The 22,307-nt window shown below is 71.0% G+C and carries 22 protein-coding genes, 1 tRNA gene and 1 pseudogene; 14 read left to right on the plus strand and 10 right to left on the minus strand.

Annotated elements, in window-relative coordinates:
* Positions 1-80 precede the first annotated feature (80 nt).
* From AB0J66_RS21330 to AB0J66_RS21355, 6 genes and pseudogenes are all read left to right on the plus strand, one after another.
* On the plus strand, positions 81-677 hold the full coding sequence (locus tag AB0J66_RS21330; protein ID WP_364663161.1) for an NADH-quinone oxidoreductase subunit I: 597 nt from the start codon (positions 81-83) through the stop codon (positions 675-677).
* Positions 674-1,165: pseudogene (locus AB0J66_RS21335) on the plus strand (NADH-quinone oxidoreductase subunit J); the annotation flags it as partial. The gene AB0J66_RS21330 and the pseudogene AB0J66_RS21335, both read left to right, overlap by 4 nt.
* 434 nt (positions 1,166-1,599) lie before the next feature.
* The gene (nuoK, locus tag AB0J66_RS21340; RefSeq protein ID WP_364663164.1) at positions 1,600-1,974 is read left to right on the plus strand and encodes an NADH-quinone oxidoreductase subunit NuoK; all 375 of its coding nucleotides are present in this window, start codon (positions 1,600-1,602) and stop codon (positions 1,972-1,974) included.
* Positions 1,971-3,863: an NADH-quinone oxidoreductase subunit L gene (locus tag AB0J66_RS21345; RefSeq protein WP_364663167.1), complete on the plus strand. Its 1,893-nt coding sequence runs from the start codon at positions 1,971-1,973 to the stop codon at positions 3,861-3,863. The genes nuoK and AB0J66_RS21345 overlap by 4 nt, the downstream gene beginning before the upstream one ends.
* The gene (locus AB0J66_RS21350) at positions 3,863-5,344 is read left to right on the plus strand and encodes an NADH-quinone oxidoreductase subunit M (protein WP_364663170.1); all 1,482 of its coding nucleotides are present in this window, start codon (positions 3,863-3,865) and stop codon (positions 5,342-5,344) included. The genes AB0J66_RS21345 and AB0J66_RS21350 overlap by 1 nt, the downstream gene beginning before the upstream one ends.
* Complete coding sequence (locus AB0J66_RS21355) at positions 5,341-6,801, plus strand: proton-conducting transporter membrane subunit (RefSeq protein ID WP_364663172.1); 1,461 nt, start codon at positions 5,341-5,343, stop codon at positions 6,799-6,801. The genes AB0J66_RS21350 and AB0J66_RS21355 overlap by 4 nt, the downstream gene beginning before the upstream one ends.
* Before the next feature lie 128 nt (positions 6,802-6,929).
* Here the strand turns inward: AB0J66_RS21355 and AB0J66_RS21360 are convergent, their stop codons facing one another.
* Together AB0J66_RS21360 and htpX are read right to left on the minus strand one after the other, a co-directional pair.
* On the minus strand, positions 6,930-8,192 hold the full coding sequence (locus AB0J66_RS21360; RefSeq protein WP_364663175.1) for an MFS transporter: 1,263 nt from the start codon (positions 8,190-8,192) through the stop codon (positions 6,930-6,932).
* 139 nt (positions 8,193-8,331) lie between these two features.
* Positions 8,332-9,255, minus strand: coding sequence for a zinc metalloprotease HtpX (gene htpX / locus AB0J66_RS21365; RefSeq protein WP_364663177.1), 924 nt, complete (start codon positions 9,253-9,255; stop codon positions 8,332-8,334).
* Between the two features lie 359 nt (positions 9,256-9,614).
* On the opposite strand from htpX, the gene AB0J66_RS21370 reads away from it, so the two are divergent.
* Positions 9,615-10,283 (plus strand): hypothetical protein, encoded by a 669-nt coding sequence (locus AB0J66_RS21370; RefSeq protein WP_364663180.1) that lies wholly within the window; start codon positions 9,615-9,617, stop codon positions 10,281-10,283.
* A gap of 4 nt (positions 10,284-10,287) precedes the next feature.
* Here the strand turns inward: AB0J66_RS21370 and AB0J66_RS21375 are convergent, their stop codons facing one another.
* Genes AB0J66_RS21375 through AB0J66_RS21385 form a run of 3 tightly spaced genes read right to left on the minus strand, consistent with a single transcriptional unit; the run spans position 10,288 to position 12,847 of the window.
* Positions 10,288-10,956, minus strand: a complete 669-nt coding sequence (locus AB0J66_RS21375) for an MOSC domain-containing protein (RefSeq protein ID WP_364663182.1) — start codon at positions 10,954-10,956, stop codon at positions 10,288-10,290.
* Positions 10,953-11,786, minus strand: a complete 834-nt coding sequence (locus AB0J66_RS21380; RefSeq protein WP_364663185.1) for a GNAT family N-acetyltransferase — start codon at positions 11,784-11,786, stop codon at positions 10,953-10,955. The genes AB0J66_RS21375 and AB0J66_RS21380 overlap by 4 nt, the downstream gene beginning before the upstream one ends.
* Before the next feature lie 41 nt (positions 11,787-11,827).
* On the minus strand, positions 11,828-12,847 hold the full coding sequence (locus tag AB0J66_RS21385) for an LLM class flavin-dependent oxidoreductase (protein WP_364663187.1): 1,020 nt from the start codon (positions 12,845-12,847) through the stop codon (positions 11,828-11,830).
* A gap of 117 nt (positions 12,848-12,964) precedes the next feature.
* Between AB0J66_RS21385 and AB0J66_RS21390 the strand changes: the two genes are divergently transcribed.
* Positions 12,965-15,088, plus strand: a complete 2,124-nt coding sequence (locus tag AB0J66_RS21390) for an acyltransferase family protein (protein ID WP_364663189.1) — start codon at positions 12,965-12,967, stop codon at positions 15,086-15,088.
* Positions 15,089-15,092: 4 nt separating this feature from the next.
* On the opposite strand, the gene AB0J66_RS21395 is transcribed toward AB0J66_RS21390, so the two are convergent.
* A complete protein-coding gene (locus AB0J66_RS21395; protein WP_364663192.1) occupies positions 15,093-15,536 on the minus strand; it encodes a DUF1707 domain-containing protein in 444 nt (147 codons plus the stop codon).
* Between the two features lie 77 nt (positions 15,537-15,613).
* Here AB0J66_RS21395 and AB0J66_RS21400 point away from each other — a divergent pair, with 77 nt between their 5' ends.
* Entirely contained in the window at positions 15,614-16,222 is a 609-nt protein-coding gene (locus AB0J66_RS21400; protein ID WP_364663195.1) for a class I SAM-dependent methyltransferase, read from the plus strand.
* Here AB0J66_RS21400 and AB0J66_RS21405 read toward each other — a convergent pair.
* The 3 genes from AB0J66_RS21405 to AB0J66_RS21415 are packed head-to-tail and all read right to left on the minus strand — an operon-like array spanning position 16,213 to position 19,251.
* A complete protein-coding gene (locus tag AB0J66_RS21405) occupies positions 16,213-16,671 on the minus strand; it encodes a DUF4396 domain-containing protein (protein WP_364663197.1) in 459 nt (152 codons plus the stop codon). The two genes, AB0J66_RS21400 and AB0J66_RS21405, sit on opposite strands and share 10 nt — an antisense overlap.
* A gap of 15 nt (positions 16,672-16,686) precedes the next feature.
* On the minus strand, positions 16,687-17,814 hold the full coding sequence (locus AB0J66_RS21410; protein WP_364663200.1) for an MFS transporter: 1,128 nt from the start codon (positions 17,812-17,814) through the stop codon (positions 16,687-16,689).
* Positions 17,815-17,868: 54 nt separating this feature from the next.
* Entirely contained in the window at positions 17,869-19,251 is a 1,383-nt protein-coding gene (locus tag AB0J66_RS21415; protein WP_364663203.1) for an FAD-dependent oxidoreductase, read from the minus strand.
* 85 nt (positions 19,252-19,336) lie between these two features.
* Here AB0J66_RS21415 and AB0J66_RS21420 point away from each other — a divergent pair, with 85 nt between their 5' ends.
* The 3 genes from AB0J66_RS21420 to AB0J66_RS21430 are packed head-to-tail and all read left to right on the plus strand — an operon-like array spanning position 19,337 to position 21,184.
* On the plus strand, positions 19,337-19,711 hold the full coding sequence (locus tag AB0J66_RS21420) for a metalloregulator ArsR/SmtB family transcription factor (protein WP_364663206.1): 375 nt from the start codon (positions 19,337-19,339) through the stop codon (positions 19,709-19,711).
* Positions 19,708-20,784 (plus strand): ACR3 family arsenite efflux transporter, encoded by a 1,077-nt coding sequence (arsB, locus tag AB0J66_RS21425; protein ID WP_364663209.1) that lies wholly within the window; start codon positions 19,708-19,710, stop codon positions 20,782-20,784. Before AB0J66_RS21420 ends, arsB begins: the two co-directional genes overlap by 4 nt.
* On the plus strand, positions 20,777-21,184 hold the full coding sequence (locus AB0J66_RS21430; protein ID WP_364663212.1) for an arsenate reductase ArsC: 408 nt from the start codon (positions 20,777-20,779) through the stop codon (positions 21,182-21,184). The genes arsB and AB0J66_RS21430 overlap by 8 nt, the downstream gene beginning before the upstream one ends.
* A gap of 55 nt (positions 21,185-21,239) precedes the next feature.
* On the opposite strand, the gene AB0J66_RS21435 is transcribed toward AB0J66_RS21430, so the two are convergent.
* Positions 21,240-21,320, minus strand: a tRNA-Tyr gene (locus tag AB0J66_RS21435).
* 148 nt (positions 21,321-21,468) lie between these two features.
* Here AB0J66_RS21435 and AB0J66_RS21440 point away from each other — a divergent pair.
* A complete protein-coding gene (locus AB0J66_RS21440) occupies positions 21,469-21,963 on the plus strand; it encodes a YajQ family cyclic di-GMP-binding protein (protein WP_364663214.1) in 495 nt (164 codons plus the stop codon).
* A gap of 30 nt (positions 21,964-21,993) precedes the next feature.
* The gene (locus AB0J66_RS21445) at positions 21,994-22,302 is read left to right on the plus strand and encodes a hypothetical protein (RefSeq protein WP_364663216.1); all 309 of its coding nucleotides are present in this window, start codon (positions 21,994-21,996) and stop codon (positions 22,300-22,302) included.
* The last annotated feature ends 5 nt before the right edge of the window (positions 22,303-22,307 follow it).

Below are 22,307 nucleotides of genomic sequence, written 5' to 3' on the forward strand. Positions count from 1 at the left end.
TCCTGCCGACTTCACCGTACCGGAAGATCTGTAGGGGGTGTGCTCGCGTCACTCGCCCGGACGGGGCAGGATGTCTCTTTGTGAGTGACGACGGGGAGCGCGGCACGCCCGGCAAGGGTCTGGTCCAGGGGCTCGCGGTCACGCTCAAGACGATGACCAAGCGGTCCACCACCCAGCAGTACCCGGATGTCGAGCCCGATCTGCCGCCGCGCAGCCGCGGGGTGATCGCGCTGCTCGAGGAGAACTGCACGGTCTGCATGCTCTGCGCGCGCGAGTGTCCGGACTGGTGCATCTACATCGACTCGCACAAGGAAGAGGTCGTCGTCCCGGGGGCCGCGCGGGCGCGTCAGCGCAACGTGCTCGACCGCTTCGACATCGACTTCTCGCTCTGCATGTACTGCGGAATCTGCATCGAGGTCTGCCCGTTCGACGCGCTGCATTGGACGCCCGAGTTCGAGTACGCGGAGACCGACGTGCTCGATCTGCTGCATGACAAAGACCGGCTGGGCGAGTGGATGCGCACCGTGCCGCCGCCGCCGGCCCATGACGTTCTCGGCGAGCCTTCGAAGGAGGAGGCCACGGCGGAGCGCAAGGCCGCGGGTCCGGGTGCGGCCACTGCGGCCAAGGTCGCCCGACCGGCTGTACGCCGTGACGCGCGCCCGGAGCCGGAAAAGTGACCGTCGCCGACGCGCTGATGGTGGCTCTCGGCGTGATCGCGGTCGGCTCCGCCGCTTTCGTCGTCACCAGCACCCACCTGGTCCGCGCCGGCTTCTATCTGGTCGTCAGCCTGGGCGCGATCGCCGGGCTCTACCTCGTGCTCGGGGCCGAGCTGGTCGCCTGGGTGCAGGTGCTGGTCTACGTGGGCGCCGTCGTCGTGTTGCTGTTGTTCGCCGTGATGCTCACCCGGGCCCCGATCGGCCCGTCGCCCGACCTGGATCGTCCGGCCGGCCCGGCCGCGCTGATCGGCGCGGGCGTCGGCCTGGGCCTGTCCGTGCTGCTCATGGACGCTTTCCGCTGGACCCGGTACGAGCTGCCGCCGCCCGGCACCGGCCGCCGGGTCGGTGAGCAGATCTTCGGGGCCTGGGTGCTCCCGTTCGAGGTGTTGTCGATCCTGTTGCTGGCCGCCCTGGTCGGCGCGATCGTCCTGTCCCGCCCGGACATCGGCGCCCGCCCCGGCCCCGAGGGCGCGGCCGCCGTCCCGCCGCCGAGCCCGATCGACGAGTCGCCCGAGGTGGTGGCCCGGCTGGAGCGGATCGCCGCCCGGCAGGCCGCCGCCCAGGCCCGGGTCCGCGCCCAGCACGCGGCCGAGGTCGCCGAGGCCAACCAAACCGCCGCCGGCACCGCCGTGGAGACGAAAGCCGCGGAGGTCAAAAAAGATCCCACAGAGATGACCCGTGACGAGCTGCTCCGCGAGCAGGCCCGCGACGTCGTCTTCCGCGCCCGCGAGTCCGGCCCCCAGCTGGGCGGCGAGGATCCGCCCCCGCCCGAGACCGGCCCCCGCAAGGTCGAGAACACGGTCGGCGAGCCGATCCCCGACCGGGAGCAACCGGCCCTTCCCCCGCCGCGGCGGGAACTCCCCACGGGGGAGGACGACGACTGATGCACGCCGTCATCCCGTACGTCATCGCCGCCCTGCTCTTCGCCCTCGGGGTCTACGGCGTCCTGCGCCGGCGCAACGCGATCCTGGTCCTGATGGCCGTGGAGCTCATGCTCAACGCGGTCAACCTGATCCTGGTCGCGGCCGACGCCTCGATCAAGTCGGCGCTGACCGGCGTGCAACCCGAGGCGTGGGCCTACCCGGCGGCCGAGCCCAAGGCCGGCGCCATTTTCGCGCTGTTCATCATCGTCATCGCGGCGGCCGAGGTCGGCGTCGGCCTGGCCATCGTGCTGCAGTACTACCGCCTGCGCCGCGCCGTCGTGCTCGACGACGTCGCGCTGCACGAGCACGAGCACGAAGAGCAGGTGACCGGGTGATCGCCGCCTTGATTCCCGGCGTGCCGCTGCTGCTGGGCCTGATCGGCTTGCTGCTGCCCCCGGGCGACGGCGACCGGCGCCGCCCGGCCGCCACGCTCGGTATCGCGGGCGCCGGGGCCGCACTGCTCGTGACGCTCGGCCTGTTGCTCTTCGCGCACAAGCCGATCGAGGCGAGCACACACTGGGTGACCATCGGCGGCATCGACCTCACGCTCGGACTCTCGGTCGGGGTCGCCGTCCTCTACGTCGCGCTCGCCGTCTCGGCCGTCGCCCTGTTCGTGCAGATCTACTCGGTCGCCTACCTGCACGACGACCCGCGCTACGCGCCGTACGCGGCCCAGGTCAGCCTCTTCACCGGCGCCATGCTGCTGGTCGTCACCTCCGGCGACCTGATCGGCGTGCTGGTCGGCTGGGAGGTGATGGGCGCCTGCTCGTACCTGCTGATCGGCCACGACCGCCGGCTGCCCGAGGCCCCGGCCGCCGCCGTGAAGGCGCTCCTGGTCACCCGGGTCGGTGACGTCGGCTTCCTGCTCGGCGTCGCGTTCCTGATCTCCGAGGCCGGCACGTCGCGGATCGCCGACCTGCTCGCCCACGACTACTCCAGCGGCACCCTCACCGCCGCCCTGCTGCTGATCCTGGCCGGGGTGGCCGGCAAGAGCGCGCAGTTCCCGCTGCACACGTGGCTGCCCGACGCCATGGCGGGCCCGACGCCGATCTCCGCCCTGATCCACGCCGCCACCATGGTCGCGGCCGGTGTCTACGTGGTCTTCCGGCTCTACCCGCTCTACGACCGCTCGCCGGCCGCGCTGGCCACCCTCGGCGTGATGGCCGCGATCACCATCCTGCTCGGCGGCCTGAGCGCGATGGCCCAGGACGACCTCAAACGCGTGCTGGCCTGGTCGACGGTGAGCCAGATCGGCTACATGACCGGGGCTCTCGCGGTCGGCTCGCCCGCGGCGGCGCTGTTCCACCTGCTCACCCACGCCGCGTTCAAGGCGCTGCTGTTCCTGGCGGCGGGCGCGGTGATCCACGCCGTCGGCACCAACTACCTGTCCCGGATGGGCGGGCTGCGCGAGCACATGCCGGTGACCTTCTGGTCGTTCGTCGTCGGTCTGGGGGCGCTGGCCGGCGTACCGCCGCTCGCCGGTTTCTGGTCCAAGGAGAACGTTCTGACCGCGGCCGCGCACGCCACCGAGGGCGGCGAGGCGGTTCCGGTCTGGGTGGCCTGGGTGGTCTGGCTGGCCGCGCTGTTCGCGGTCCTGGTCACCGCCTGGTACGCGACCCGGCTGCTGCTGCGCGCATTCTTCGGCATCTCCCGCGCACACGGCCCCGACGGCCCCGACTGGGAGATCGGCTTCGACGACGCCCGCTACACCGCGCCGGCCACCCCGCACGATCCGCCCGGCCTGATGCGCTGGCCGATCCTGCTCCTGGCCGTCCCGGCGGCGCTGCTCGGCCTCGTCGCGTACGCCCCGGGCTTCCGCACCGCCCTCGAGCTGGACGATCCCCACCTCGGCGTGGCCGTCGTCCTGCCCCTGGTGCTGCTCGCGGCCGGGGCCGGCGCCGCCTGGTGGCTCTGGCGGGCGGTTCCCGGCGCCGACCCGGCCGAGGCCCTGGGCCCGGCCCGGCGCTTGTTCGCCGCCGGCTTCCACCTGGACACCCTTCAGGACAGGGCGGTCGTACGCCCGGTGCGCGCCCTGGCCAAGGTCGTGACCGCAACCGACGAGAAGGTGGTGGACGCGGCCGTGGAGGGCACCGGCACCGGGACCACCGGCGTCGGCGACGCGCTGGCCATCGCCCACCGCGTGCCGCTGCCCGGCGCGGCCGTGGCCGTCCTCGCCGGCGCGCTGCTGCTCGGCGCGGTGGCCGTCTGGTTCGGAGCCGCCTGATGACCATCTACCAGGTCGCGCTGGTCGCGGTCGTCGCGCTCCCGGCCCTGGGCGCGGCCGCCGTCGCCCTGTTGCCGGCCCGCCCGGCCCGGCTCACCGGCGTCGCCGTCTCGGCGATCACGCTCCTGCCGATCATCTTGCTGCCGTTCGCCCGCTCCTCGACGTGGACGACGTACTCGGCGAACCCGGCCGGCCCGCGCCTCTGGACCGAGGTCGACGTCTCCTGGGTCCCCGCGCTGCATCTCGACTTCCACCTCGGCGTGGACGGCGTCTCGTACCCGCTCGTCGCGCTCACCGGCCTGCTCACGGCGCTCTGCACCGCGTACCTCCTCAAGAGCTCCGGGCGTGCGCTGATCGCCTTGCTGCTGGTCCTGGAAGCCGGCATAGCCGGGACCTTCCTGTCTTTCGACCTGATCCTGTTCTTCCTTTTCTTCGAGGTCGTCCTGCTGCCCATGTACGCGGTGATCGCGGGCTGGGGTGGCGACGACCGGCGGCGCGCGGCTCGCAAGTTCGTCCTCTACACGCTCTTCGGCTCGGTGTTCCTGCTGCTTGGCGTCGTGACCGTGGCAGTCTCGGCCGGCACCGCCGACCTGGCCGAGCTCATCGGCGGCGCCGGACTCGACCGCACGACCCAGTACGCGGCGTTCACCCTGCTGGCCATCGCGTTCGCGGTGAAGGCGCCGCTGTGGCCGCTGCACACGTGGCTGCCCGACGCGCACACCCAGGCGCCCACGGTCGGCTCGGTGATCCTGGCCGGGGTGCTGCTCAAGATGGGCACCTACGGCCTGATCCGGGTCGGCGTCGGCGTGGCCCCGCTGGGCGCCGAGAAGGCCGCGCCCGTGCTGGGCATCCTGGCCGTGGCCGCGATCATCGCCGGTGCACTGATCTGTTTGCGGCAGACCGAACTCAAGCGCCTGATCGCCTACTCCAGCGTCGGGCACATGGGCTTCGTGCTGCTCGGGATCGCCACGCTGTCCGTGACCGGGCTCCAGGCGGCGCTGCTCGGCAACGTCGCGCACGGTCTCATCACCGGCCTGCTGTTCTTCCTGGCCGGAGCGATCAAGGACCGGGCCCACACCGGGGAGCTGGCCGAGCTCGGCGGTCTGCGGGAGACCGCGCCCCGGCTGGCCGGCGCGCTCGGGTTCGCCGCGATCGCGTCGCTCGGGCTGCCCGGGCTGGCCGGCTTCTGGGGCGAGGCGTTCGCCGTGGTGGCCGCCGTCCAGCGCGGGGGCGGACTGTGGACGACGCTGGCCGTGCTGGCCGCGGTCGGCGGGGCGCTCACCGCCGCGTACTTCCTGCGTCTCCTCCGCCGGGTGACCCACGGCCCGGCGGTCATTTCGCTGTCGCCCACGATCGCCGGACGGGAGTGGCTGGCCTGGTCGCCGCTGGTGGTGCTGACCCTGGCCGTGGGCCTCGTGCCGACCCTGGTGCTGGCCGCGACCAGCGCCCCGATGCGAGCCCTGGTGGAGGCCCTACCGTGACGGCGCAGACGGTCGACCATGTCTCGTTGCTGCCGCTCTACGCGGCGGCGGGCACCGCTGTTCTTGTCCTGCTGGCTGATCTGGTGGTGGCTCGGCGTTCGGCGATCTTCGGCGCGCTGGTCGTGGGCGGTCTCGCGACGGCCGTGTGCGCGATCGTGGTCGGTGGCTCCCGAGTGGGCACCTTCTGTGCCGGCGCCTCCTGCTCCTGGGTGCCGAGTCCGCTGGCCATGACCGCGGCCGTCGTCTTCGCCGGGCTCACGGTCGGTGTGCTCGGCCTATCGGTGCCCTCACTGCGGCTCGGCACGGCGCCGGCGGGGGAGTTCTGCTTCCTGCTCGCCTGTTCGATGACCGGCGGCGTGGTCGTCGGCTACGCGGGCGACCTGATCACCCTGATCGTCGGGGTGGAGACGCTGACCCTGCCGCTCTACCTGCTCGTCGGCCTGCGCCGCTTCGCCCCGGGCGAGAAGGTGAGCACGGCCTCGGCCTCCGCCTCGGTCACGTTCTTCCTGATCAGCGTCGTGTCGACGGCGATCGCGCTGCTCGGGGCGGCGCTGAACTACGCGGCCACCGGCGCCCTGCACCTCGACCGCCTGATCGACGGGGCCGGGCCGTTCGCGCCGGTCGCCGACGCCGGAGTGGCGCTGTTGGTCATCGGCTTGGCGTTCAAGGTCGCGGCGGTGCCACTGCACGCTTGGGCCCCGGCGACGTACGAGGGTGCGCCGCTGCCCGTCGCGGCTTATCTGTCGACGGCGTCGAAGCTCGGTGGTGTGCTCGCCCTCGCGGCGATCGTCTCCCGGGTCGACGCGGCGGCGCTCACGGGCGTCCTGGCCGTGTTGACGATGACCGTGGGCAACCTCGTCGCGCTCCGGCAGACCCGGATGGTCCGGCTGCTGGCCTGGTCGTCGATCGCCCAGGCGGGTTACATCCTGGCCGCCCTGGCCCTCGGCGCGGCCGGTGTGGCGGCCGCGGCGGCGTACTCGGTCTTCTTCGTGGTCCTCGAACTGGTCGCCTTCGGCGTGGTGGTGGCTTTGCGCGCGCCCGGCGCCGACGGCGGCTCGCTGCTCGCCTACCGCGGGGCCGGCCGGCGGTCGCCGTGGCTGGGGGCGGCGCTCGTGCTCGCCTTCGCCGGTCTGGCCGGGCTGCCGCCGGGGCTGGCCGGGCTGTTCGCCAAGGTGACGGTGGTCGACGCCCTGATCGACAACGGGCACGGGTGGCTGGCCGGAGTGGTCGCCCTCAACGCGGTGATCGGGCTGGCCTACTACGTACGGGTGTCGGCGCTGCTCTACACGAAGGCGGAGGCCCCCGGGATCTCCGTCGTGGATCCGGCGCTGCTGGAGGCGGCCACCCACCCGCGGCTGCCGGTGCCCCGGGTGGTCGGCTTCGTGCTGGTCGCGGCGTCGCTGGTGGCGGTGGCGCTTGGCTTCGCCCCGCAGTTGCTGTTCGACGCGCTGGTGTGAGCCGGGGTACGGCAGGACAACCCGGCGGCGCACCGGGGAGAGGGACCACCGACTGGCTGGGCCCGAGCCGGCGGGTGGGGTGTGCTTGCGGTTGTGAGGCCGTGGAGGCGTACCTCTGAAGTCGGCTTTCAGGCAGCTTCCGTGGCCAAGGCCAGGCGGTCGGCGGCCCGGCGGTCGGCGCGGGCGATCGAGCCGTGCGGGACCGCGGCGACCAAGGCGGCGATCATCAAAGCGACCGCGGCGAAGACGAAAGCCCACGGCAGACCGCCCGGCCGGTCGACGATGGCCCCCGCGACGGCGCCGCCGGCCGCGCTGCCCGTGACCGAGACGGTGACGATCCAGGTGTAGGCCTCGTTCAGCATCGACGGCGGGGCCAGACGGCCGACCAGGTTGCTCTCGACCGTGAGAGCCGGCGCGATCGTCGCCCCACCCAGGACCAGAGCCGCGCCCAGCCAGAGCGGGCTGGGCATGAAGGCGAGCACCAGGAAGCTCACCGACACGGCACCCAGCAACCAGGCGAACTGGCGCGGCAGGGGCATGGCCGGCCGGCGCGTGCCGAACCAGATGCCACCGATCGCGCTGCCGATGCCCCAGATGCCCAGCAGCACGCCGCCCAGGCCGTCGCCGCCACCGTGATGCGTCGCGTAGGCCGGGACGATGACGCCGGCCGCGCCGAACGCGATGCCCAGGGCGACCACGCACAGCAGCAGCGCCGGGAACCCGGAGACCTTCAACGGCCCCAGGCCGCGAGCGGTGTCGACGGCCTCGTGCCGGGACCAGTGGCGCATCACCGGCAGACGGGCGATCCACAGCGTGCCCAGCAGGGTCGCGCCGGCCGCACCCAGAAGCGCGGTGGCCGGGTTGCTGGTAATGACCACCAGGGCCGCGACGAGCATCGGGCCCAGCACGAAGACAAGCTCGAACAGCGACGTCTCGGCCGCCATGGCGGCGCCGCGGAGATGATGCCGGCCGCCGGCGGGCGAAGTCATGTCGGTCCAGGCCCGGCGGATGGCCGCGGTCAACGGCGGATAGGTGGCGCCGGCGACCGCGGACGCCACGAAGATCCACGGAAGCGCGGCCTCGCCGCCCCGGCTGGTCAGGACGAGGGCGATCAAGGCCAGCGGGTGCAGGACGGCGGTGGTGAGCAGGATCGGGGCCGGGCCGATCCGGTCGGCCAGGCGGCCGGCGATCGGGCTGATGGCGGCGCCGGCCAGGGCGTAGACACCACCGGCCAGCCCCGCCGCGGCGTATCGACCGGTCTCCTGCTGGACGAGGAGCAGCAGGGCCAGGGGGGTCATGCCGATACCTAGCCGGGCAAGGATCCCCACGCTGAGCAGGACCCGTCCGCCCGGCAGCTGCCAAACGCCCAGGTACTGACGCAACGCGGTCACTTTCTTCGCCTCCTCCGGTAACGACCGATACGACCATCGACCCTAACGCCGGACCGAGACGGAATTCGTCCGCCGGTGCGGGAGAACACAGCAAAAGGCCGCCCGCCGTTCGGTCGGCGAGCGGCCCTTCGTGAGCCGGCTAAGAGATGCGGATCGCGCCGGCCTGCTCACGCAGACGGGCGACGCGCTGCTCCATCGGCGGGTGCGTGGAGAAGAGGGACGAGATGCCACCACCCCGGAACGGGTTGGCGATCATCAGGTGAGCGGCGCTGGTCAGCCGGTTGTCCGCCGGCAACGGCAGCCGCTGCGCCCCGTACTGAATCTTCTCGAGCGCACTGGCCAGAGCCAGCGGGTCCCGGCTGAGCGCGGCCCCGTCCGCGTCGGCCTGGTACTCCCGGTTCCGGCTGATGGCCAGCTGAATGATCGTCGCGGCCAGCGGCCCGAGAATCAGCATCAGCAGCAAAGCCGCCGGGTTCGGGCCGTCATCGTCATCCGAGCCCCCACCGAGCGGCAGGAAGATCGCCAGCTGAGCCAGGCTCGTGATGATGCCGGCCAGCGAGGCCGCCACACTCGAAATCAGAATGTCGCGGTTGTAGACGTGCGAAAGCTCATGCCCGATGACCGCCCGCAACTCCCGCCGATCGAGCAACTGGGTGATCCCCGTCGTCACGGCCACCGCCGCGTGCTCAGGGTTACGCCCGGTCGCGAACGCGTTCGGCTGCATAGTCGGCGAAACATAAAGCCGCGGCATCGGCTGCCCAGCGGTCGTCGCCAGCTCCCGCACCATCTGGTAGAGCGCCGGAAACTCGGCCTCGCTGACCGGCTGCGCCCGCATAGCCCGCAGCGCCAGCTTGTCGGAGAAGAAATACGAGCCGGCGTTCATGGCCAGCGAGATGAACACCGCGAACACCAGCCCACCGCTACCGCCGAGCCAGTAACCCGCGCCCAGAATCAGGGCAGTGAGCAGACCCAACAGAGCGGCCGTCTTGAGACCGTTGTGATGGCTGTGCACAAGAACTCCTTCGAGATGCGGACCGGGTAGGTCACGCAATCCATGGAACATCGCACAGCCTGGAAATCATCCGTCACGGACTGTGAGTTCGCTGAAGGCAGGCGCGCCTCTCACGCTGACTTCGGCGGTACGCGTCCGCGGGCTCACAACCGCAAGCGCACCCCACCCGCCTGCTGGGGCCCAGCCAGTCGGTGGTCCTCCTCCGTGGCCGCGGAGCCCGCCCGCTTCAACCTGATCATGCGGGCGCTTCCGCCGGAGGCTCGAGCCCGTCATGCCGGAGGCGAAAGGCAGGGGGCGTAACCCTGCGAAATGGTGGAGCGTTTCCACGGTGACTGAAGATCTCCTGGACAGAGGCGCCCTTCTACGTCGCCGCTAACGAGGCCGTTCGAGTGGGCGAGAGGCGGTTGCGTATGGAAGCTCAGACCACAGAAACGACGCCGCAGGTCTCGCCGGGGCAGCGGTATGCCGCGGCCTGGGCGGAGATCAACGCACGTCTGACGTCGCGGCAGACGGTCTGTCTGTCGTTTGCGACGATTTCTATCACTCTCGCGTCGCTCATCGTCGGCGGCGTTCTCGGGCCGCAGGCGGCCGGGTTCGTGCGTGATGGGTGGCTGACCGGCATCTGCTGTGGTCTCGTCGCCTTGGCTTGGACCTTCGTGCTCTGGATTCGGCACAATGACGCGACGATCGGGCTGTTGAGCGCGTTCTGCAAAGCACTGGAGAAGATCGACGACCCCGCATCGGCGCGGAAGCTTCCGGCGTGGCACAACGAGTTTCAGGGCTGGATGACGCTGGCGCGCGACCTTCGGAGGCTGTCGGACCGGGCGGTGGCCATCATCGCCGGCATTGCGACGCTGCCCTCGGTCGCTGCGGTGATCGGGCAGGTCCGCGATCCGGAATGGGTGTCGCTGGCCGCGCTGGTAGTGGCCACGCTGGTCGGTTCGGCTTCCGTTCGTTTCGCTCTTGAGAATGCCAAGCGGCGCGAGGAGATCGCGGATCACTCTTTCCGGGCGGACGGCGAAGGCCGCTACCGGTTCCAGGGTCCGCCGCCGCCTCGGCCGCGCTTCGACTCTGACTGATCCCTTACAGGCGGGTGATGCGGTCCTCGAGTTCTTCGCGGAGCAGGTCGGAGATGCCGTCGGCTTCCAGGATCCGGGGCAGCGACGCCGGGTCGAACATGTAGATGGCGAAGGCGTCGGCCAGGGAGATGCCGTTTGCGGGGCGGTGGGTGATCTCGATGGGGTCGCCGGCCTGGAGGGGGCCGGGGGTGATCACGCGGAAGTAGGCGCCGGTGCGGTTCTCGCGGGCGAAGCGCTTCAGCCACTGCTTCTCGCCCATGCGGGCCTGGAAGGTGGCGCACGGGATGCGGCCGAAGGTCGGGGACAGTTCGAGGGTGTCGCCGATCCGCCAGATCTCGCCGATCTGGGTGGTGACCAGGTCGAGGCCGACGGTGGTCATGTTCTCGCCGAACATGCCGTCGGGCAGTGGGCGGCCGAGCTCGGTCTCCCACCACGAGTAGTCCTCGCGGGCGTACGCGTAGACCGCCTGGTCGTCGCCGCCGTGGTGCTTGGTGTCGCCGATCTGGTCGCCGACGACGCCGCTGTGCAGGCCGGTGTGTTTGGGGCCGGGGGCCCGCACGTCGACGGGGTGGGTGACCGGCTCCTTGTAGATGCCGGTGCCCTTCACGCCGCTCTTGGCCGGGTTGGGGCGCATCGCGCCGACGTTCACCGAAAGGACCTTGCCGTCTGTCATGCCGTGAACTCCAGGATCACTCGGTCTTCCACGGGACGGTAACCCAGCCTCTGGTAGAGCCGGTTGCTGATCGGGTTGGCGAGGTCGGTGTTGAGCACCACCTCGCCGGCGCCGGTGTCGAGGGCCGAGCGGGTGGCGGCCACGGTGGCGCCGGCCGCGTAGCCGTGGCCGCGGTGGGCCGGCGGCGTGTAGACGATGGCGACGCGGACCATGCCGGAGTCGAGGCGGGAGCGGATGGCCATCGAGACCGGCCGGCCTTCGTCCTCCCAGATCAGCAGGCCGCCGTACGCGACGCGGTCGTCGATCGCCGCGCCGGCGTCACCGAAGCCCTCCTCGCCGATCTCCTCGTAGAAGGCCTTCTGCCAGGCGATCAGGAGTGGCCGGTCGTCGGCCGTCGCCAGGCGCGCCTGGCCGGGCGGTGACGGGTCGGCCAGGGCTGCCAGTCGATAGAGGCGAGTCCGCCGGGCCACCGACGCCGTCTGGCCGGTGCGCCGCTGCCACGCGGCCGCGAAAACCCGCTCGGCGCCGGCCAGGAGATTCACCGCGGGGGTCGGCGGTACGTCCGTAGCGGCGGCCGCCACCGCGTCGGTGGGCGCGGCACTGAGCATCATCGGGTGCGGCGGGGTTCGCAGGAGCACCCCGTCCACGGCGCCCGACTCCGTACGCCAATAGCCGAACAGCGGATCCGACGGCCCGTACGCCCGCGGGCCCCGGCGCCGCAAGGCGTCGATGACCGTGAGAAAGACGGTGTGCTCGACCGGCCGGGAGGTGAGGAAGGCCCCCGCGGCCGTGGCGAACTCGTCGATGTCGTCGGTCAGCCGCCAGCCCATGCACCGATCCTGGTGGGGCGGGGCCGGGACCGCACCTGGTTTTACCGGCCCCAGGCCTTGGCTATGCGGGCCAGGGAATCCTGCCGGGTGGCCGGGTCGTAGACGGTGCCGGCCAGCATCAGCTCCTGGGCGCCGGTGCGTTCGACCAGCTCGTCGAGCGCCGTCACGACCTCCTCGGCCGTGCCCGCGTACTGCGTGCCCGGAAGCGAGTCGAGCAGGCTGCGGTCGAGGTCGCTGAGCTCGACGGACGCCGCCGTCTCGGGCGAGACGATCGGGCCGAGGCGGCCGGTACGCAGGCTCAGCGCCATGATCCGGCTCGGGCCGGCCAGATATTCGGCCTCCTCGGTCGTCTCGGCGGCGATCACGGAGGCGCTGACCATCGCGTGCGGCTCGGGGAAGCGCGGCGACGGTTTGTAACCGGCCCGGTAGAGATGGAGGGCCTTGTCCACTTCGGAGCTCATTGCGAAGTGATATGCGTAACAGAAGGGCAGGCCGAGGGCGGCGGCCACCTGGGCCCCGTACGTCGACGAGCCGAGCATCCAGACCTCGGGATAGCTCTCGGCGACCGGCGTCGCCATCAGGCGCGAGGAAGCGTCCATCTCGATGCGGTCGTCGCCCAGCAGGGACAGAACAGTCTGCAGGTGCTCGGGGAACTGCTCGACCGTCAGATAGGGCGAAACGCCGCGCAGCGCGGCCGCGGTGGCCTGGTCGGTGCCCGGGGCGCGGCCGATGCCGAGATCGATGCGCCCGGGATAGAGCGCCTCGAGGATGGCGAACTGCTCGGCGACCACGAACGGCATGTGGTTCGGCAGCATCACGCCACCCGATCCGACCCGGATCGTTGTGGTTTGTGCGGCGACCGCGCCGATCAGCACGGGCGGCGAGGTGGAAGCGACGGCCGGCATGTTGTGGTGCTCTGCTACCCAGAAGCGGGCGTAGCCCAACTGGTCGGCGGTCTGCGCGATCTCGACCGTGCCGCGCAGGGCGTCCGCGCTGGAGTGGCCCTCACGCACCGTGGCCAGGTCGAGAACGGAAAGTGGGACACGAGCCGCGGTGGTCACGATCCGACCCTAGCGCGTGCGCTGCCGGGTCGACCTGTGAGCAGGTCGTCGGTATCTTTTGCGGCGACCGTGAACCCTCGACCCTCGATCGCCGACCAGCGACTGGAGCAGCTACACATGGTGTCGTCCACCATCGAAGTCCGGGAAGCCCCGGCCACCCCGCCCGCGCGCCGGGCGGAGGGCGCGCACATCGGCTTCCGGCCGGACATCGAGGGTCTGCGGGCCATCGCCGTGACGCTGGTCGTGCTCAGCCACGCCGGCCTGAGCACCTTCGCCGGCGGGTATGTCGGGGTGGACGTCTTCTTCGTCATCTCCGGCTTCCTCATCACCACGCTGCTGCTCAAGGAGCTGAACAAGACCGGCAAGATCTCGCTGCCCGGCTTCTACGCCCGCCGCGCGATCCGGCTGCTGCCGGTCTCGACCGTCGTCGTGGTCGCGACGATCGTGGCCAGCTGGCTGTGGATGCCGGCCACCCGGTTCAAGGGGATCACCCAGGACGCGCTGTTCAGCACCTTCTACGGCATCAACTGGCGGCTGGCCTGGGAGGGGACGGACTACCTCAACGCCACCGCCGACCCGTCGCCGCTGCAGCACCTGTGGTCGCTCGCCGTCGAGGAGCAGTTCTACCTGGTCTGGCCGCTGCTGCTGCTCGCCGTGTGGGCCGGGCGCCGGGGCAACCGCCGGGCCGCGATCGCGCTGAGCGCCCTGGTCGTGGTGTCGCTGTTCGTCAGCATCCAGCAGACCGCCAGCAACGCGCCGTGGGCGTACTTCGGCTCGCACACGCGGGCCTGGGAGCTGGGCATCGGGGCGCTGGTCGCGGTGGCGGCCGGGCGTCTCCGCCGTACGCCCAAGCCGCTCGCGGCGGTCTTGACCTGGGGCGGCCTGGTCGCCGTGATCATTGCGGCGCTGCGCTTCGACGAGTCGACCGCCTTCCCCGGCTCGGCCGCCCTGCTGCCCGTGCTCGGCACCGCCGCGGTGATCGCCGGGGGCACGTCGGCCGAGGGCTGGGGCGCGGGCCGGATCATCGGCACGGCGCCGTTCCGCTTCATCGGCAAGCTGTCCTACGGCTGGTACCTGTGGCACTGGCCGGTCCTGATGATCTGGCCGCTGGCCTTCATGCGCCCGTCCGGCCCGACCTCCAACCTGGTGTTCGCGGCCGGCGCCCTCGGGCTCGCCTTCATCACGTACCACCTGGTCGAGAACCCGGTCCGGATGCGCCCGTGGCTGCGCTCGCGGGCCCGCCGCGGCCTGAGCCTGGGCCTGGTCCTCTCGGCCGGCGTGGCCGCCCTGGCGCTGATCATCGGGCAGTTCACCCCGCCGATCCCGACCGGACCGGCCACATTCGACACCGCGGCCGCCGTCTCGGCCGCGGCCGACCCGCAGGCCCGGCTGGCCCAGCTGATCGGCGACTCGGTGCACGGCTCCCGGCTGCCGAACAACCTGGTCCCGAAGCTGACCGAGGCCAAGACGATCAACCCGAAGATCTACCAGGACCTCTGCCACCTCGGCTACGAGCAGAACAAGCAGGACAGGCCCTGCGTCTACGGCGACCCCAACGGCGCCCGGACCATGTATTTGATCGGCGACTCGCATGCGGCCGCGTGGTTCCCGGCGGTCGACGCGGTCGCCCGCACCCGCGGCTGGAAGCTGGTCGCCTTCACCAAGGCGTCCTGCCAGCTGCCCTCGGTGCTCAACTTCAACACGGTGCTCAACCAGCCGTACACCAGCTGTGTGCAGTACCGCGACCAGATCCTGGCCCGCGTCGCCGCCGCCAAGCCCGACCTGCTGGTCATGGCCTCGAACGACCTCGACAACGGCGGCATCTACGACGCGGACAACCAGCTGATCCCCCGCCCGGGCCTGCAGGACAACCAGGCCTGGGTCGACGCCTGGCAGAAGACGTGGACCAAGCTCAAGGGCATCCCCAACAAGGTGCTGCTGCAGGACACGCCGTACCCGACCGACATCGCGCCCGAATGCGCCGCGACCAACCCGCGCCAGCTCTACAAGTGCGACCGGTCCCAGGCCCGGTCGCTGGTCGAGCCGGAACGCCGCGCGATGATCGCCGAGCAGGCCGTCCGGAACAAGATCCGGGTGCTCGACCCGACGCCGTGGTTCTGCGCCAAGAACAAGTGCCCGATCGTGGTCGGCAACACCCTGGTCTACAAGGACGACAACCACATGACGGTCGCCTACTCCGAGGCCCTCGCCCCGGTGCTGGGTCAGGCGCTCTTCCGCTAGTTTTTCAGTGGCGCTGCTGGTGGCGGATGACCTGGACGCCGACCGTCACCGCGCCCAGCGCCACACCCGGCACGAGCAGCCACACCGGCCACGGATAGACGTCGCCGTCCACAGTGGCGGCGACGAGCCCGAAAACCACCAGATTGACGGTGGCCAGGGCGGCCCAGATCGTCCAGAGGACCAGCATCGCGGTCGGCAGCCGGCGTGCCTCACGGCGCCGCTCGGCGTCGTGTCGCGCCTTCACCTCGGTCGCGCTCAGCCCCGGGCGCGGCAGGTCGGTGAGCAGCAGCAGGAGCTCCTGGTACGTCTTGGAGGCGTACGCCGTGCGCACCCGGTCGTCGTACTCGTCCAGGCTCAACCGGCCCTCGTCGAGCGCCGCCTTCAACTGCTCGGCGACCTTGTGCCGGTCGGCGTCGGCGGCCCGCATGGTCTCGATGTCTTTTGTCATCGGACACTCCTTTACGCACCCCCGCCGACCGGGTCAGGCTATCGGAGCGGCACCAGCGATCGGCAGGGGGAAAAACCATGAACTACGGCGACGTCATCGCCCGCAACCGGGAGGCGTACGGGCCTCGCGCGGCCACCGAGCGGGACGCTTTCGCCAAAGAACCGTGGAAACTCCAGGAGCGGGCGGCCTTCCTCGATCTGCTGCGGGCGGCCGGCGTGACGACCCTGCTCGAGGTCGGCTCGGGCACCGGCCAGGACAGCGCCTGGTTCCAGGCCTCCGGGCTCGACGTCACGGCCGTCGACCTGTCACCCGCGATGGTCGAGAAGACCAGGGGCAAGGGGGTACGGGCGTACGCGCGCGACCTCCTGGACCTGGAGTTCCCCGCCTCGTCGTTCGGCGCCGTCTACTCGATGAACACCCTGCTGCACGTCCCGACGCCGGAGCTGGACGCCGCCCTGCAGTCGATCTGCGCCGTCCTCGCCCCGGGCGGCCTGCTCCACCTCGGCGTCTACGGCGGCAAGCACGAAGAGGGCGTGGTGGAGGACGGCCGGTTCTTCGCCTTCCGCTCCGACGAGGAGATGCTGACGCACGCCGCCCGCCACTTCGAGATCCTCAACTTCCACGTACAGAAGGCCGACGACCGCCGCTACCAGTCGCTCACCCTGGTCCGCCCGGTTCAGTGGTGATGGTGGTAGTGGTGCGCCACCGCGTGCCCCCGGCCCCGCGCGATCATCCACCGGTTCACCGGCACCGTCACCACGAACGCGATGGCGAGTGACGCCACCAGGCTCCCCCAGAAGAGGACGTCGCCCAGCCCGGCCTCCATGGCTCCCGGGATGACCAGCAGCGCCCCGTTGTCCACCAGCTCCATCACCGCGATCGACACGGTGTCGGCGGCCAGCGCCACCCCGAGCGCCTGCTTGAAGCCGACCCCCGCCGCGAGCACCGGCCGGATCGCCAGCGTGTAGCCGAAGAAGAAGGCCAGCGCCACGGAGATGGCGATGGTCGCGGCGTTGCCCCACCCGAAGGCAGTGCCGATCACCATGCCCAGGATCTCCCCGATCGCACAGCCGGTCAGGCAGTGCAGAGTCGCCGAGATCGCCGACCGAGTCAGTTCCTTCGATGCCGTCGTCATGGCTCGAACATACCCCTAGGGGGTATCTAGACGCCATAACGCGGCCGCGCCGACAGCGCAGATCCCGGCGGTGGCCAGAAAGACGCCGGCGAAACCGAGTCCCGAGCCGGCCAGGGGCGCGGTGGCCTTCGCGATGGTCATCGGGACGACGAGGAGCCCGGCGATGGTGGCGTAGCGGCGGGTGTCGTAGCGCTCGGCCAGCAGCACCGGCTTGGCGATGCTGCCGACGCCGAAACCCAGCCCGAAGCCGATCACGGCGATCACGGTGGCGATCGGGTTCCGCCCGGCCACCGCGAGCACGACCGCGGCCAGGGCCTGAACGGTGAAGATGGCGGCGACCACGGTGGTGGTGCGGAAGCGGCGTTGCAGGCCGGTGGTCACCAGACGGCCGGTCACCGACAGGATGCCGAAGAGGCCGGCCACGGCGGCGGCGAACGTCGGAGAGTGGCCCCAGTCGATGAGCGCCGCCACGAGCAGCACCCCGACGGTGGCCACGGCGGCGGTGTGCGCCGTGAAGCCGATGGTGAGCAGCCAGAAGGCGCGATCGGCCAGAACGGCATTGACCCGCACGGGTGGGTGTCGCGCCGCGGCCGGATGAGCCGGCGCGGGTCGCAGCACCGTCGCGTGCAGCGGGACGGTGAGTAGCGCCTGGAGGGCGGCGAGGACGAGCAGGGCCGTCCGCCAGTCGTAGTGGTGGACGAGCCAGCCGGTCAGGGGCATGAAGATGCTGCTGGCGAAGCCGGCGACGACCGTGAGGGCCAGCAACGCCGTCGACCGCTTCTCCGGTGTGTGCCACGCGATGACGACGGCGAAGGCCGCTTCGTAGAGACACGCGGCGGAGGCGAGGCCGATGCCGACCTGCACCGCGTACAACTGCCACAGCGCGTCCACCTGGGACCAGGCCACGAGCAGGAGCGCGCCCGCGATGGACCCGGTCGTCATCAGCGCGCGGCCGCCGTGCCGGTCGAGCCATCGGCCGACCGGTATGGCGAGCGCGGCGGAGGCGAGCACGCTGGCGGTGAAACTGCCGGTGACCGCCGTGGTCGTGGCGTTCAGGTCGGCCGCGAGCGGGACCAGGAAGACGGCGAACGCGTAGTAAAGGGTGCCGTAGCCGACCGTCTGAGTGACTGCGAGCGCGGCCACAATCGCCCGGGCGCGGGGCGAGTCGACAGCCCCCGAGGGCGAGGAACGCACTGCTCAGCCGCAGCAACCGTCGGACTGCGGTGTCGCCGTGATCAAGGCGAGCGGGGTCCGCTGGAGACCGCCCTCGACCCCGGTCGCCAGTCCCCGGCCGGCGGGCTCGGCCCGGGCCGCCGGGGCGCCGCAGCAACCGCCGGCTGCGGTGTTGATGCTGTCGGCGTCCAACGGCACGCTGCTCGAACAGACGCCGGTCTCCGGCAGATCGAGCTGGACGTCCCGAGCGGCCGCCCAGTCGCCGGCGAGGGCGGCCACGACGGAGCGCGCCTGCTCGTAGCCGGTCGCCATCAGGAAGGTCGGGGCGCGGCCGTACGACTTGGCGCCGATGGCGTAGTAGCCGGGCTCCGGGTGGCCGAGCTGGTCGGCTCCGTGCGGCGGGACGGTGCCGCAGGAGTGCTCGTTGGGGTCGATCAGCGGGGCCAGCGCCCGGGTGGATCCCATGATCGGGTCGAGGTCGAGGCGCAGCTCGCCGGTGATGGTGTGATCCGGCCGGAAGCCCGTAGCCGACACGATCCGGTCGGCGGTCACCGTGCGGATGCCGTCGGAGACCTCGACGCCGTCCGGGCCGCGAGTGACGGCCTGAACGCTGAACCCGGTGAGGAGGGTGATGGCGCCGGACTCGACGTGCTCACGAACGCGGGCTCCGAGCGCTCCACGAGCGGGGAGCGCGTCGGCCGCCCCGCCTCCGTAGGTGCGTGAGGGCGAGGCCGCGCGAATGGCCCAGGTGACGGTGGTGCCGGGCAGCTCGGCGAGGTTGAGCAGCGTGTTGGCCGCGGAGTGGCCGGCGCCGACGACAAGGACACGGCGGCCGGCGAAGCGGTCCCGGTCGCGCCCGAGGACGTCGGGCAGAGCGCTTCCGACGTACGCCGAAGCCGCGGCCTCACCGTGGGCCGGGATGCCCGAGGCGCCGAGGACGTTCGGGCTGTACCAGGTGCCGGAGGCATCGACGACCGCTCGGGCGAGGACGTCCTCGCCGGTGTCGAGGCGGATGAGGTACGGAGTTTCGGCGCGCCCGGCGCTGCGGAGGCGGTCGAGCCCGAGCCGGGTGACGGCGGCGACTCGAGCGCCGTACCGCACGCGGGGTTTGAGGGCCGGTAGGTCCGCGAGCGGCTGCAAATAATCGGCCGCGAGCTGGGCGCCCGTAGGCAGCTTGTCGCCCTCCGGGCGGACCCAGTTGGCCTCGCCGAGGAGCCGGGCCGCCGCCGCGTCGATGTCGTATCGCCACGGCGAGAACAGGCGGATGTGACCCCACTGGCGCATGGCAGCGGCGGCCCCGTCCCCCGCTTCGAGGACGACGAACGGAAGGCCTCGCTCCACGAGGTGGGCGGCGGCAGCCAGCCCGACCGGGCCGGCCCCGATGACCGCAATGGGCAGGTTGTTCACGAGTGACGGCTCCTTCGTCAAGCGGTTTCGATGATTGTCGAAACCGAGACTTGCACGCGGTTTCGACGTATGTCAACCTCGACACATGTCAAAATCGGGTCAGCCCCTCGCCGTCATCGACCTGAACGCGGACGGCTGCTGCGCGCCCATGGCGCAGAGCCGCATCCCATCGGAGGCGGCCGGCACGCTGGCCCAGGCCTTCAAGGCCCTCGGCGACCCGATCCGCCTCCAGCTGATGTCGATGATCGCGTCCGCACCCGGCGGCGAGATCTGCGTGTGCGAGCTGACACCGGCCTTCGAGATCTCCGGCCCGACCATCTCCCACCACCTGAAGGTGCTCAAGGAGTCCGGCCTGGTCACCGCCGAGCGCCGGGCGAGCTGGGTCTACTACCGCCCCCAGCCGGCCCTCATGCGCCGGCTCTCACTCCTGCTCGACATCGACAACCAGCCACCGGCGTGACCTCCGCGGTGCTCGCCCCGCCCGCGGTAGTAGGGCGGTTGTCCCGCCTCGACCGCTTCCTGCCACTGTGGATCCTGCTCGCGATGGCCGCCGGCCTGCTGCTCGGCCGCATCATCCCGGGCCTGAACACCGCGCTGGAGGCCGTCAAGGTCGGCGGCATCTCCCTGCCGATCGCCCTCGGTCTGCTGGTCATGATGTACCCAGTGCTGGCCAAGGTCCGCTACGACCGGCTCGACACGGTCACCGGCGACCGGCGGCTCCTCGTGTCGTCCCTGGTGCTGAACTGGATCGTCGGCCCGGCCGTCATGTTCGCGCTCGCCTGGATCTTCCTGGCCGACCACGCCGCGTACCGCACCGGTCTGATCATCGTCGGTCTGGCCCGCTGCATCGCCATGGTCATCATCTGGAACGACCTGGCCTGCGGCGATCGTGAGGCGGCGGCCGTGCTGGTCGCGCTCAACTCGGTCTTCCAGGTGCTCGCCTTCGGCGTGCTGGGCTGGTTCTACCTGTCCGTGCTACCGGATTGGCTAGGTTTGTCCGGCGCGGCGCTGGAGGTATCGGGCTGGGACATCGCCCGCAACGTGCTGATCTTCCTGGGCATCCCGCTGCTGGCCGGCTTCCTCACCCGCCGTCTGGGCGAGAAGGCCAGGGGCCGTCCGTGGTACGAGGAGAGGTTCATCCCCAAGATCGGCCCGGTCGCCTTGTACGGGTTGCTCTTCACCATCGTCATCCTGTTCGCCTTGCAGGGCGACGCCATCACCTCCAAGCCGTGGGACGTCGCCCTGATCGCCGTGCCGCTGCTCGCCTACTTCGCGATCATGTGGGGCGGCTCCTACGCCCTCGGCAAAGCCATCGGCCTCACCTACGAGCGCACCACCACGCTCGCCTTCACCGCCGCCGGCAACAACTTCGAACTCGCGATCGCCGTGGCCATCGGCACCTTCGGCGTCACCAGCGGCCAGGCCCTGGCCGGCGTAGTCGGCCCCCTGATCGAGGTGCCCGTGCTGGTCGCCCTCGTCTACGTCAGCCTGGCCCTGCGCCGCCGATTCGTCTGGAGACCCCGCCATGCCTGAGAAGCCCAGCGTCCTGTTCGTCTGCGTCCACAACGCCGGCCGCTCCCAAATGGCCGCCGGCTGGCTGCGCCACCTCGCGGGCGACGCCGTCGAGGTCCGCTCCGCCGGCTCCGAGCCCGCCGACCAGATCAACCCGGCCGCCGTCGAGGCCATGCGCGAGGTTGGCATCGACATCACCGCCCAGACCCCCAAGCGCCTGGCGTACGAGACCGCCCAGAACTCCGACGTCATCATCACCATGGGCTGCGGCGACGCCTGCCCCGTCTTCCCCGGCAAACGCTACGAGGACTGGAAACTCGACGACCCCGCCGGCCAGAGCGTCGAGGCCGTCCGCCCCATCCGCGACGAGATCAGGCACCGCATCGAGGCTCTCCTGACCGACCTGCTCCCGGCCCGGTGACGAGAACGGCCCCGGAGCGCGTTTCCGCAGCTTCCGGGGCCGTTCTGTCTGCCTGTGGCGGGTAGAGGATTCGAACCTCTGTAGCTTTCGCGACGGATTTACAGTCCGCTCCCATTGGCCGCTCGGGCAACCCGCCTGGGCACGCTCCTCCGGCTTCCCGAAGCAGCGGAGAACAGGATAGCCGTACCGCCGGGCCCTCTCGCAACCGGGTACGGTCGGCATGTCGGGAGCCGTGTCGCGGCTCCCTCCTCCCATTGATCCGGATCAGCATCGCAGGAGTTTTTATGGCAGCCAGCCCGTCTTTCGACATCGTGAGCAAGGTCGACCAGCAGGAGGTGGACAACGCGTTCCACCAGGCGGAGAAGGAGCTGGGCACGCGCTTCGACTTCCGGGGCACGGGCACGAGCATCGCCAAGTCGGGGGATTCCGGGGTGACCATCACGTCGGAGACCGAGGAGCGGGCGAGCGCCGCCCTCGACGTCTTCAAGGAGAAGCTGGTCAAGCGGAACATCTCGCTGAAGTCGCTGGAGGCGGGGGAGCCCCGGCAGTCCGGCAAGACGTACAAGATCGACTGCAAGGTCATCGAGGGGATCGAGACCGACAAGGCCAAGGCGATCAGCAAGAAGATCCGCGACGAGGGCCCGAAGGGTGTGCAGGCGCAGATCCAGGGTGACCAGCTCCGGGTCACCGGCAAGAAGCGGGACGATCTGCAGGCCGTGATCGCCCTGTTGAAGGCCGAGGACTTCGGTGTCGCCCTGCAGTTCACCAATTACCGGTAACAACGGGGGCGAAGCGCACAGACTGGGGCTATGAGCACCAGTATGTGGACCTTGGTGGTCGGCGGGGTGGCCGGTGCCGCGATGGCGATCTTCGGAGCGTCGATGCTGATCACCGGGCGGGCCCCGCAGGCCACCCTCCGCACCTTCCGGAGCTGCCGGGACGCCGGTTTCTACCATCTGCTCTTCGGGGTGGGGCTGGGGCTGGTGGTGCTGGGCACGGCCTTGGACAATCCGGTGGTGACCGGGATCGTCACCGTTCTGGCGGTGGCCATGGTCGGTGTGGCCCTGGTCCGCTTCCGGCCGCGCCCGCGTCGTCAGGAGCACCATGTGAGCAAGTAGGGGGA

The sequence above is a fragment of the Actinoplanes sp. NPDC049598 genome (assembly GCF_040675435.1).
In the GTDB taxonomy this organism is placed as follows: domain Bacteria; phylum Actinomycetota; class Actinomycetes; order Mycobacteriales; family Micromonosporaceae; genus Actinoplanes.

Excerpts from the sequence above, each read along its gene's own strand:
- AB0J66_RS21420 (WP_364663206.1), top strand. The coding sequence starts at position 19,337 with ATGTCAAAATCGGGTCAGCCCCTCGCCGTCATCGACCTGAACGCGGAC.
- AB0J66_RS21375 (WP_364663182.1), bottom strand. The coding sequence starts at position 10,956 with ATGACAGACGGCAAGGTCCTTTCGGTGAACGTCGGCGCGATGCGCCCC.
- AB0J66_RS21400 (WP_364663195.1), top strand. The coding sequence starts at position 15,614 with ATGAACTACGGCGACGTCATCGCCCGCAACCGGGAGGCGTACGGGCCT.
- AB0J66_RS21350 (WP_364663170.1), top strand. The coding sequence starts at position 3,863 with ATGACCATCTACCAGGTCGCGCTGGTCGCGGTCGTCGCGCTCCCGGCC.
- AB0J66_RS21440 (WP_364663214.1), top strand. The coding sequence starts at position 21,469 with ATGGCAGCCAGCCCGTCTTTCGACATCGTGAGCAAGGTCGACCAGCAG.
- AB0J66_RS21405 (WP_364663197.1), bottom strand. The coding sequence starts at position 16,671 with ATGACGACGGCATCGAAGGAACTGACTCGGTCGGCGATCTCGGCGACT.
- htpX (WP_364663177.1), bottom strand. The coding sequence starts at position 9,255 with ATGTTCCATGGATTGCGTGACCTACCCGGTCCGCATCTCGAAGGAGTT.
- AB0J66_RS21390 (WP_364663189.1), top strand. The coding sequence starts at position 12,965 with ATGGTGTCGTCCACCATCGAAGTCCGGGAAGCCCCGGCCACCCCGCCC.
- nuoK (WP_364663164.1), top strand. The coding sequence starts at position 1,600 with ATGCACGCCGTCATCCCGTACGTCATCGCCGCCCTGCTCTTCGCCCTC.
- AB0J66_RS21445 (WP_364663216.1), top strand. The coding sequence starts at position 21,994 with ATGAGCACCAGTATGTGGACCTTGGTGGTCGGCGGGGTGGCCGGTGCC.
- AB0J66_RS21370 (WP_364663180.1), top strand. The coding sequence starts at position 9,615 with ATGGAAGCTCAGACCACAGAAACGACGCCGCAGGTCTCGCCGGGGCAG.
- AB0J66_RS21380 (WP_364663185.1), bottom strand. The coding sequence starts at position 11,786 with ATGGGCTGGCGGCTGACCGACGACATCGACGAGTTCGCCACGGCCGCG.
- AB0J66_RS21430 (WP_364663212.1), top strand. The coding sequence starts at position 20,777 with ATGCCTGAGAAGCCCAGCGTCCTGTTCGTCTGCGTCCACAACGCCGGC.
- AB0J66_RS21395 (WP_364663192.1), bottom strand. The coding sequence starts at position 15,536 with ATGACAAAAGACATCGAGACCATGCGGGCCGCCGACGCCGACCGGCAC.